This window comes from Tenacibaculum profundicola (assembly GCF_057220795.1).
On the sequence record NZ_CM170137.1, the window covers coordinates 1013885 to 1025876 of the forward strand.

The following is an 11992-nucleotide window of genomic DNA, read 5'->3' on the forward strand; positions in this document are numbered from 1 at the left end:
TTTATGGAATCTAAACAATTACAATACGCTCCACTGATTTACACTTTAGCTATTTTAGGACTCCCTTTATGTTGTTGTGCTGGTATAGGAATTATACCCGCAGGGATTGCCTTTTTTATTGCGCATACCGAATTAAAAAAATATTATGAAAACCCAGATGATTATACGAATCAAGATACCATTTACACCGGTAAAATAGTTGCTCTGGTTATTTTAATAATCAATGTTTTATATCTTACCTATACCATATATCAAATATACACCATCGGTTGGGATAATTTAATGGAACAGTCGAGACAACTCATGGAGCAATACGAACAATAAGAATAGCTAGAGCTAGCTGTTTATGTGCTATTTAAAATAACGTATGACCTTAATTCCGCAGGGGTCATACGTTATTTTTTTGCAATGAACTGACTTTAAAATAATTAATTCTGGCCATTATTATTGTTTTATAAAAACCTGTTTTTTTTCTCAAAAAAGAAAATTAATTCTGCTATTTTCGCGCTCCTTCCCCCAAAGAATACTATTAATTTCGAAGATATAAAGCAGTAATGAATAACGAAAAAAACTGGTTACTTTACTATAAAAACAGCTTGTTTGACAGTGAAAACTTAGCGATAGACATTTCACGAATCAAAAACTTATTCCGTCAAAACACTTCTGATTTAAACACACCGCTTATAAACTCAAAACAAGCAAGTGAATTATTAGATATTGAAGAACGACGAATTAATAGAATGAGAGGGGCCACAAAAAGAGATAGTCCGAGCTGGTTTGAAATAACCGAAACTCAAATAATGATCGCCCCTTTTCATTTAGAATATCAATCTGATAATTCAGCATTTAAACAACGTACAATTTATCCTTTTTGGGTTACTGCTACAGTAGATCGTAAAGGACAATTATCGTCTCCTAAAGAACTTTTCCCTCTTATCGTAAGAAACTATCTAGATCCTATAGCGGACGCAAAAAATGATTTTATATTTTCTTCAATTGATAATGTTACAGGAGCCAGGGAAATTGAAAAGCCAACATCGTTATACGAAGATGATGCCGTTGGATGGGATGATTATTGGAATTATGTAAACGAGGTTTTTTCTGAAATCACCTATCATACTATTTATAATTACAAGGCTGAAAAATATACTACCCAATACAAACTCACCTATTTCGCTGTTAGTTCTAAAATATCAACAGCAAAGAGCATCCTTTTTCTATACGAGAACTTACTCGATACAGCAGAAGAGCTTCCACTACTCTCAAAAATAATTAATCCTGGTTATAAAGACAGAAGAAACCCTATTACCGATGAAGGCTTTTTACATTACAATTATCTTCATTTGGGGCAAATGTCGAATGAATTTCCATTATCTATTAGCCAGCGCAAAACATTATTATCGTATTTAACAGCAGAAGACAGCACGGTTATGGCTGTTAATGGTCCGCCTGGAACCGGAAAAACAACATTGTTACAAAGTTTGGTTGCTACCGAAGTGGTTAAATCGGCCATCAACGGTGAAGATGCTCCTGTAATTTTAGCTTGCTCTAATAATAACCAAGCAGTTACCAATATTATAGATAGTTTTATTAATTCTGTTAGTACATTTGAAAATTTATCGGAGCGTTGGATTCCAGATTTCAACGGATACGCCACCTATTTGCCTTCCAATTCAAAAGGAGAAAAGTCGTTAAAAAACATCAACTATCTCAAAGGAAATTTATTTGGTCATGAAGGTACTTTATGTGATTTAGAAAATGAGCAATATTTGTATAATGCCGAATACTATTTTCTCGACAAATACAATCAATATTTCAACTCTCAGGAAGCCTCTCTTGAAGAAGCTTGTATCCATCTTCAAGAAGAAATAATCACCATTGAAGACGAACTCATAGACAGCGTCCGTTTTTCTACAGATTACTTAAATTCTATAGAAAGTATTAACAATATATTACTTAATCAAGAAGATCACCTACAAAAAGATACCTTTAACATCGCTAAAATACATGAATGGAGAACTATTTTAAACGATATTAAATCCAGTCATAAAGACACTGATTTTATGGATAAAATCAGTCGCTATTTCACAACGAGTTCCGTTGCCGTAAATGACGAGCATATTTTTAAAATCCCTCAAGAAACACTTGCTGAAAAGCGTACCTCATTTTCATTTATCAAACAGTTTCTCGCCCATTTAAACCTCTTATTGCAGTCCAATTTAAAACTCAATAAATGGAAACTAGACAACGATATAAAAGGCTACCCTTTTATTTCAGAAGAGCAGATGTGGGATTTTGAGTATGAGAAAATCAAAAACAACGACAAAAGTCATCGATATTTTTTTGATGAAATAGATGTTACCCTACGTCATAAAGCTTTCTTGCTTGCTACTCATTATTGGGAAGCTAGGTGGTTACTGGAAACCTTTAATGCAATTGAAAGCGATACAGAAAAAGGAACTGGTGAAATTTCCATTAAAAACAAATGGAAAAGAAGAGCTATGTTGACCCCTTGTTTTGTAGCCACCTTTTATATGGCTCCCTCACATTTCGTCTACAGTCAGTTTCAAGGTCAAAATGAAGAAGGAAAACCTATTTTTGAATACCTTCCTCTGTTCAATTTTATTGACCTTCTTATCATTGACGAAGCAGGGCAGGTTACCCCAGAGGTTAGCATCCCTTTGTTCTCACTGGCACAAAAGGCTTTTGTTGTGGGCGATTTAAAACAAATTGAACCTATTTGGTCTATCCCTCCAAAGATTGATATCGGAAACCTACAATCTTTACAAATCATTGATGAGCTTAATGAATATGAATATTTACAGAATATTGGTTTTCTTGCTTCAGGAGGAAGTATCATGAAAATGGCTCAAAATGCCTGTGAATACGAAACACTTTTACAATCTGAAAAAGAAAATGGTTTGGTGTTGTTAGAACACAGAAGGTGTAATGACGAAATTATTGGTTTTTGTAATGAGCTTGCTTATGGAGGCATTTTAAAACCAATGAAAGGAAAAGCAAAAGATAGTCAGGTTTTCCCATCAATGGTAGCCTATCATATAGAAGGTATTAGTGAACGCAAATACAACAGTCGTTGTAATTTAAACGAAGTCAATGCTATTATTCTATGGCTTCAACAAAACAAAGAAGAAATACAAAATGCCTATTCTGTTGATTCTGTTGAGAGTATATTGGGAATTATTACGCCTTTTGCCAGCCAAAAGGGAGAGCTTTCTAAGGCATTGTCTGAAGCAGGATTTAACGTTGGTCATATAAAACTTGGAACTGTTCACGCTTTGCAAGGTGCAGAACGAAATATTATTCTATTTAGCTCTGTATACAGCGCTCAAGATGAAGGAACCATGTTTTTTGACAAAGACAATAAACCCAATATGCTAAACGTTGCTGTTTCAAGAGCTAAAGATAGTTTTATCTTATTTGGAGACACCCGAATTTTAGACGAAACAAAGAACACTCCTTCTGGTTTATTGAAAAAGCATTTAAATATTTATGACATGGTAAATTAAAAAAGAAATGGTATAAGCACAAAAAAAGAGCCATTCAAAACGGCTCTTTTTTGTATTCAATATATAGTGTATCCAATAAGAATCAGTATTACTTACTGCTTATACTCAGAAATCGTTTTCATTATTATTGATAAACAATCTCTTAGTTGCTCTTCATTCATCACTAAAGGCGGTGCGAAACGAATGATATTTCCATGCGTTGGTTTTGCTAACAATCCGTTATCACGTAATTTCATACAAATATTCCAAGCAGTATCACTGTCTTCAGAATCATTAATAACTACTGCGTTTAACAAACCTTTTCCTCGAACTAAAGTTACCAAGTCATTTGTCTCAGCAAACGTAGTTAATTCTTCACGGAAAATCTTACCCAAACGCTCAGCATTCTCGGCTAATTTTTCGTCTTTTACTACTTCTAAAGCGGCAATAGCAACTGCTGCTGCAATTGGATTTCCACCGAAAGTAGATCCGTGATTTCCTGGCTTAATAACATTCATAATATTGTCATTCGCTAAAACTGCAGAAACAGGGTATGCACCTCCACTAAGGGCTTTTCCTAGAATTAAAATATCTGGTTGCACATTTTCATGATTTACAGCCAGTAATTTCCCTGTACGGGCAATTCCTGTTTGAACTTCATCAGCTATAAACAAAACATTATGTTTTTCACATAGTGCCTTAGCCGCAGCTAAATACCCTTCAGAAGGCACATAAACTCCTGCCTCACCCTGAATTGGTTCAACCATAAAACCTGCTACATTCGAATTGTTTTTCAACGCTTCCTCTAGTTCCTTCAAATTATCATACTCAACTTTGATAAAACCACTTGTAAATGGTCCAAAATTGTCTCGTGCTACTGGATCGTTAGAAAAAGAAATTATAGTCGTTGTTCTTCCGTGAAAATTGTTCTTACATACAATTATCTCAGCTTCATTTTCACTAATTCCCTTTACCTCATAAGCCCATTTTCTACAAAGCTTTAACGCAGTTTCAACAGCTTCTGCTCCTGTATTCATAGGTAACAACTTATCAAAGCCGAAAAATTCTGTAGTGAACTTCTCATAATGCCCTAACATATCATTATAAAAGGCACGAGATGTTAAGGTTAAGGTTTTCGCTTGATCAACCATTGCGCCTACTATTTTCGGGTGACAGTGACCTTGATTAACCGCTGAATACGCTGAAAGAAAATCGTAGTACTTCTTCCCTTCAACATCCCATAAATATACTCCTTCTCCTTTGCTTAACACCACTGGTAATGGATGATAGTTATGAGCTCCATACTTATTCTCTAAATCGATTACTTGCTGTGAAGTTAATTGTTCTAAAACAGCCATTTCTTTAATTTTTAAAAATTCATAAAATAACCATTCCTACTGTACCTTTATTCTTTCGAAGAACTCGAAAAAGCAGCGTGGGAGAGAAATCATCCCTAAAGACCCGCAAATTACTAAATATTCACTGTTTGATGAAATCTTATTCCGAGATTCTTTGACGATTCTAATAAAACTTACTTTCAGATATCAAGAGCCCTTTAATTAGCAGTACATTTTAACTATCTATTCCCGATTTAATTTAATATCCTATCATACAACCAACTTCTCAACACCTTGATGATCAAATATTAATTTGTTATTACAACGTATCAGGTTGAAAAAATTGAGATTAGTTCCCTAGCACTCCTCCTACTCCGCCGCCCAATGTATGTTTAATCCCGTTTAACGTGACTGGAGGTGGTTTTATTTTTATTATTGACAAGTGCTAATTACTCATTGTAAACTCTTACTCGCTACTCGTAAGAACACGATCGGCAGCAATTACTTTGTCATTCGCGCACCTTCTTATGTTGATTCATCTAATATCTCTACCATATACCAACAATTGGAGATTAATTTAAAGGTATATGTATTCATAATTCCGTTATCATAACCCAAATGACTATATTTAACAACATCATCTAATTTTTCCATCTCAACAGTATATTTATCACTTTCCCTTTCCATTGCTTTTTTATCCTCTGTAAAATTAAAGTATTTATAATCATCTTTATTACCAAATTCTTTTACTACAACTATACTATCTACCTCATAATCATTATACAGAAGCTTTAAAGGGTATTTGATTCTGTTTTTCTGAAAAACACTGTCTTTCGCAAATTTTTCAAAAAACTCTTCAAATATCTCATTACAATTTTCAAAAGTTTGCGTATCCTCATGTTTTTTGTCTGCAATATTTTTAACTTCTTGAATGTCATTAGAAATTATTGAATCATTCGATTTTGATGATTTCTTACAGCCTAGAAAAAATATTAAACTCAAAATTATTATTGTCTTCATAATACTTTATAATTAATCAAAACTTTATATCTCTAATCCATTTTTGGTGGCTTAAATACAGGTAGTGGAGGATTAAATGGTTTTAAACTTCCTAGCACAAATGGTTCTGGACTTATTTGACTAGGGTTAATCGGTCTGACCGACGCTGGGGTAATTGATAATGCGGTACTGCTCGTAAATTTCAATACACCCCCTATACCGTTGTTAATCAAACCTCTACCAAAACCAACAACAAGCTGTAATTAAAAAACAACAGCCTTATGTGAAAAACTATTGCCTATAGTTTTATCACTTTTTACTTGTTTTTTATCATGTCAGGAGTGAAATCTATCAATAAACAAAGATAGCAGTAATTAATATTGAAGTTATAATCTCTTTTAAAAACTCTTTAATCCCTTTGTCTTGATTACAATTATTCATACCATAAACTTATTAACCTAAAACTAATAATTGATCTCTGAACATTGAAAACTGATAAAAAAAAGATTATATCATCGTAGGCACTTCTCGTAATGACCGTATGGAACTTAATTACTTAAATACTAAAAACTGACTTCATCGAAGAGTCCGTATTAAAACAAAAACCACACTATAAAAATTATAATGTGGCTCCTATGCTACCGCACGCATACCATGCAGAAATATACATTTATTTCTTAATGAATTTCTTAACCTGTTTTGATTTTTCGGATTGTAATTTTATAAAATAGATTCCTGCTGATAAATTGTTAATATCTAATTGATGTACCAAGCTAGTGGCTTTTAAAGACACTGATTTCATGTGTCTGCCATGAACATCATAGATATCGACAGATTGCCACCCGATTTTATTGTCTCTTATAATTAAACTAGTCGTTGCAGGATTAGGATACACCGATAGATTGGTTATTTCATCTAGATCAGCTGCTGCTTTTACTTTCGTATTGTTTACAGTAGCAAAATTGCGACCGAGCGCCTCTCTTCCATGATTTTTTTTGACTCCTTTTATGGTAACCGCATCTATAAAAACCATCTCCGACCTATCGGAAGCATTACATTGTATTCTAAATCTGGCTATATTGCTAAACCCTTGTTTTTTTGCATCAAGCGTAAGTGTTGCTTTATAAAAAGTATTATTCACAAAATCTCTTCCTTTAACAAATTTTTTAATTGTTTTCCAAGATGTCCCGTCGTTATAAAGTAAAAAGAACCCTTCTTTCTTATTCATCCCAATTGCTTTATAATTAAAACTGACCACTACCTTTTTGTATTCAGATAAATTCAATATTGAATGTGTCATTGAAGATGCCATGCTGCTCTTACTTCGTAACCTAATAGAATACTTACCTTCAAAGGAATTTTCCGGGCTTTTAATTCGATGGGCATTGTTACCTCCTTTCCTCCATTCATCCCAGCCAGTTTCAAAGAACCCCTTGGAAAGAGTAGCCTGTTCTTCTGGTATCGAAGAGACTACCTCTAAGGTATAGTCTTCTGTCTCTCCATCGAAATTATTTTCACAAGAACCTGCGGCCCTACTATAATATTTTGTTATTACACGCATAGTTGTACTTCCTAATAGCGCATGCTCTGGTACGGTAATACTCAATGGTGAATTTGAAGTAGGTCCATTCACCTCAGTCATTCCTAAATCATAAAATTCATCAGTATCAAAAACACAATCTTGATTCCAGTCTATATAAACACTTGTATAACATTCATAACCTCCACCAGTATCTACACCATTGGTAAAAGGGTACATTTCTCCTCGTTTTACTCTGGTAGATATATTTCTATAATCACTATAACCATTCGGTTTTTCAGAGCTGTTATATATCTCAGCAAATTGCACTAAAGTTGTGGCGGTAGCCGTCTCCTCGGTAAAATTCCCTGAAGAGCAGGTGGTTTTCTTTATAAGCTCTACAACTACCGTTTTCGGAGCTAATGATGCTGATTCTGCATGAATCATCATCGTATATTCTCCTGAAAGCAATGTATTCAAGCCTGCTATTTTCATAACAGATGAACTACTACCATTGCCCCCTAAAGTAGTAGGAGAAAACGTTACTGTTGTTCCCTCTGGATAACCAGATGCTTTTAGTATAACTGTATCGGAAAAATCATTTATCGTGTCTAATTGTACATTATACGACACCGCATCATAAGTAGCTCCACAATAAACTGTTTTAGTTTTGGAATCGATAGAAATACTAAAATCAGGTCTACTTGAGATTTTGAAGCTATTTGATATCGCGTAAAATATATTATCTGTAGGTTCTATCATAATTCTCGCGTCATCCACATCAGTAGATCCCTCTGGAAAACGGATAAACTCTTCTCCGTCATTATCGGTAGCTGAAGCTAAAGTAATTGGAAATGTTTTCCCTCCGTCTTTAGAAAGTTTAATATTTACGAATTGACAATTAATTGTTTTATTATTAGTGTTTCCCACAGTCCATTTTACTGTTTGTCCTGATCTTGAAGACCAAAACACAGGCACAGAATCTATCGTAAACGCCTCCCCATCCTCAACAATCACTTTCATAAAATCGGAATCTGATTGGGGGTATTGCCCCATTCCATTGGTCGCTGGCCAATCCGTAACGATTAAAGCAAAATTCAACTCTCTTGCTTGCGTAGAAACTGTTTCCCATGATGAATTGTCAAGCTTATCAGGATTAGTTTCTGTTAATTTCCCTTCCAAAACTCTGTTATAGGTAGGCATATATCTGAATGGACTTGTGGTTGCAGGCCTTGATCTCCATGATGCTCCTTCCGTCTGGGTGGGACCAAAATTACCCCAACCTATATCTTTACTACGATCATGCTGTTCCCATCTATACGTTCTTAAACCATTATTGTTAGTTTTCGTGTTTGTTATTGATTTAAGGACGAAAGCGGTTCCCTGGGGGATATGGTAATCTTTTCCTGCATCGGCATCTGGAGGATTATTTTCTATTGGTATCGTTTCAGCACAAGTGGAAAAGCTTTTCACATGATTAAGAATTTGAGAAATATTATAGTGATGAAAATACGGATCAGCGTTGAGCTGAACAAATTCATTATCAGCTAGACCTTGCCCTGCATATCCCATAATAGTTGACCCTTCTCCTGGTTCAAATTGTGCATCATCTAATACACCCCCTACCGTTGGAAGCGGAACTTGATAACCAACTTGTGAAGTATGAGTGGCTCCCATTTGATGTCCTACTTCATGAACAACTATATTGACATCAAATCTATCATACAGAAAAGGTCCTTCAACTCTTCCAATAGATATAGGACCATTGTCAGTACTATTTGGAATATCTGTAAAAGAAGAGAAACCCGTTCCTTTTTTACCAGTTTGGCATACCCCACCAACATATCCTTGATCTCCCAAATTTCCTGTTCCATAAATCAATAAATGTCCAATATCATAATCTGAATCACCCACAACCTTATCTAAATTTGACTGTATTTTTAAGTTTTCCTCTAGTACGCCACCAACAGCCTCATCCAAATTGTAAGGATCCTTGTCATTTTTAGAATATATTAAATCTAATGCCGGATCGTCTGCTGTATTCACTAATACAAACCTGATAGCCATATCTGCCTCATACATAGCATTCATCCGATTCAAGGTAGAAACAACGTGCGCTAACGCATCTCTTTTAGCATTTCCGTTTTTAGGGTTTCCATCATCCATGAATTTAGTATACTTACTGGTAGTAGAAATGGCTATGCGATAGGTTCTTAATACTTTATCATTAGCATTTGTTGGAGGTACTTCAGACTTTCTACCTATTATCCCCCCACCCAATGCTCGCTGACATTTAGATCTTGCAAGAGTAGGATAACTAGAATGACCTATAAGGTTATCATAAACGAGGTATATCCCTTCAGAATTTTTAGCTATTGGTTGAATATAAACAGTTTTTCCTTCTGGATAAGACAACATCCCCATCAATCCTAATGGTGTCACGCTAAACGTAACTCTAGAACCTAAATCACTATAGCCAGCATAGGTTTTAATTTTAGGATGTTCTTTTGCCGCATAAACTGGGTCTGAAAAAACGGAGGTTTCTACAATACGATACACAGTCATCTTTCCTTTTTCATCCGGAAAACTAACCACGGTATTTGACTCACCTCTAAATTGACTTTTCAAAGGTGCATTAACTAATTGTTTTTTTAAGTTCTTAATTTTTAACCGAAAAACGCTATAGTCATTCTTGTCTAACTCTTCAAGAGAAATACCATATTCTCCATCACTAAATTCCATTTCAGACCAGTATTCTTGTGCATAGAGAAAACTCGTAAACAGCGAAAACACCAGCAGAATTGCGTAAGATAATTTTAAGTTCATTGTATATATAATTATTTAATCCGCTGAAAGTTAGCGCTTTTGCTCCGTCTTTTAAAATTTATTTTTGAAATTGACTACTCATAGCTACTCTATTAAAAAAAACACACGCATTCAAAAACTGATCTTAAGCATAGACGATACTTATTCTAATATTCGTTTAAAAACTATTCATTTCCTTTATGATTTTTTGACCCTAAATCAGTAAAAATACAGGTAACGACACCCTAAAAATTCGAATCAATTTGATAAAATCGAATCGCAATTACTATGTTTTCGTAAAAGCATCTCTAACCCTATGCTTTTTCTATCTACTTTCCCTAATTTTGCTAAGTATTAATTAATCGTTTAAGATGCCAAGAAGAGAACGTAATAAGTTTGTAAAAAGAGGCCAAATTTTAGAAATTTTAATTGAAGATTATGCCTTTGGCGGTAAAGGTATAGGACGTCTTCGTTCTGATTTGGGTGAATTTGTAGTTTTTGTACCGAATACCCTACCAGGGCAATTCGTTAAGGTTAGAGTTGACAAGTCAAAAAAGAAGTATGCAGAATGTAAACTACTGGAAGTTATTAAAATTTCTGATGATGAAATAACCTCACCTTATCAAGAAATACCTGGTGCTCCTTATATCAAACTACCCATAGAAAAGCAACATGAATACAAGTATGAGAGTACCATGTCTTTATTTAAAAGAATAGGGAAAGTGGAAGATATAGAAGCTTATTTTGATGAATTTGTATCGTCTCCCAACGCATTTCACTACAGAAATAAAATGGAATATAGTTTTTCTGCTATTGGCTACGACAATAAAAATAAAACGGATGTTGATGAGTTCACCTTAGGTTTCAAAAGGAGAGGTACCTGGTGGATCGGAGAAAACCTTAACAAAGATAGTGGGCTTTTTGATGCCGAATTTGAAAATAATGTACATAAAATAAGAACATATTGTGAGGCCACAGGGCTAGCGCCTTGGCACGCCCCTAGAAAAGAAGGGTTCTTTAGATATTTCGTAGTTAGAAAATCATATAAAACCGACCAATTATTATTTAACCTAGTTACCACTTCTTATGATCTACCTAAGTTTGATTTAAAAAAGTTCTCTCAATTTTTAGTGGAGCTTTTTGGCAATAGAGTTGCTGGTTTTTTACATACAATAAATGACGAAATTGGAGATAGAACTATGTCTACAACCGGAAGTGTAACCTTGATTCATGGGGAAGAAAAAATTGTAGAAGAACTACTAAATTTAGACTTTGAAATTAGCATGAAGAGCTTTTTTCAAACGAATCCTAAAGCTGCAGAAAAATTATATTCAAAAGTAGTCGCATACGCCCTAGAGAATAAAGACGCCATTGATAATACGGTTGTGATGGATTTGTTCTGTGGTACAGGAACTATTGGTCAAATCATTGCATCAGAAACAGATAACACAAAAATCGTTGGTGTTGATATTGTTTCTTCGGCCATTAAAGATGCAAGAAAAAACGCCCTGAGAAACAACATACATGGTGTTGAATTTTATGCAGCTGACGTTGGAAAGTTTTTAGTAGAACACCCAGAATTTAAAAACAAAATAAGAACTATTATTCTCGATCCAGCTCGTGCCGGAATTGCTCCCAAGACACTTAAAAAAATCATAAATTTAAATGCAGATAGAATGGTTTATGTATCTTGTAACCCAGCAACGCAGGCCAGAGATACTGAAGAATTAGTAAAAGCGGGGTATGCTCTCAAAAAAATTAGTTTAGTTGATCAATTTCCGCATACATCTCATATAGAAACTGTTGTTTTATTTGAAAAATAATAC

At 34.5% G+C, this 11992-nt stretch carries 6 protein-coding genes; 3 read left to right on the forward strand and 3 right to left on the reverse strand.

Features of this window, described 5'->3' with window-relative positions:
* Positions 1-3 precede the first annotated feature (3 nt).
* Entirely contained in the window at positions 4-324 is a 321-nt protein-coding gene (locus AC2TDS_RS04230; RefSeq protein ID WP_484737875.1) for a CCC motif membrane protein, read from the forward strand.
* A gap of 230 nt (positions 325-554) precedes the next feature.
* Entirely contained in the window at positions 555-3527 is a 2973-nt protein-coding gene (locus AC2TDS_RS04235) for a DEAD/DEAH box helicase (protein ID WP_484737876.1), read from the forward strand.
* Positions 3528-3619: 92 nt separating this feature from the next.
* Here the strand turns inward: AC2TDS_RS04235 and rocD are convergent, their stop codons facing one another.
* The 3 genes from rocD to AC2TDS_RS04250 form a co-directional block, all read right to left on the reverse strand.
* Positions 3620-4864 (reverse strand): ornithine--oxo-acid transaminase, encoded by a 1245-nt coding sequence (gene rocD, locus AC2TDS_RS04240; RefSeq protein ID WP_484737877.1) that lies wholly within the window; start codon positions 4862-4864, stop codon positions 3620-3622.
* A 504-nt stretch (positions 4865-5368) separates the two neighbouring features.
* Complete coding sequence (locus tag AC2TDS_RS04245) at positions 5369-5863, reverse strand: hypothetical protein (protein WP_484737878.1); 495 nt, start codon at positions 5861-5863, stop codon at positions 5369-5371.
* A 649-nt stretch (positions 5864-6512) separates the two neighbouring features.
* On the reverse strand, positions 6513-10187 hold the full coding sequence (locus AC2TDS_RS04250) for a zinc-dependent metalloprotease (protein WP_484737879.1): 3675 nt from the start codon (positions 10185-10187) through the stop codon (positions 6513-6515).
* Between the two features lie 350 nt (positions 10188-10537).
* Between AC2TDS_RS04250 and rlmD the strand changes: the two genes are divergently transcribed.
* Entirely contained in the window at positions 10538-11989 is a 1452-nt protein-coding gene (gene rlmD / locus AC2TDS_RS04255; RefSeq protein WP_484737880.1) for a 23S rRNA (uracil(1939)-C(5))-methyltransferase RlmD, read from the forward strand.
* The last annotated feature ends 3 nt before the right edge of the window (positions 11990-11992 follow it).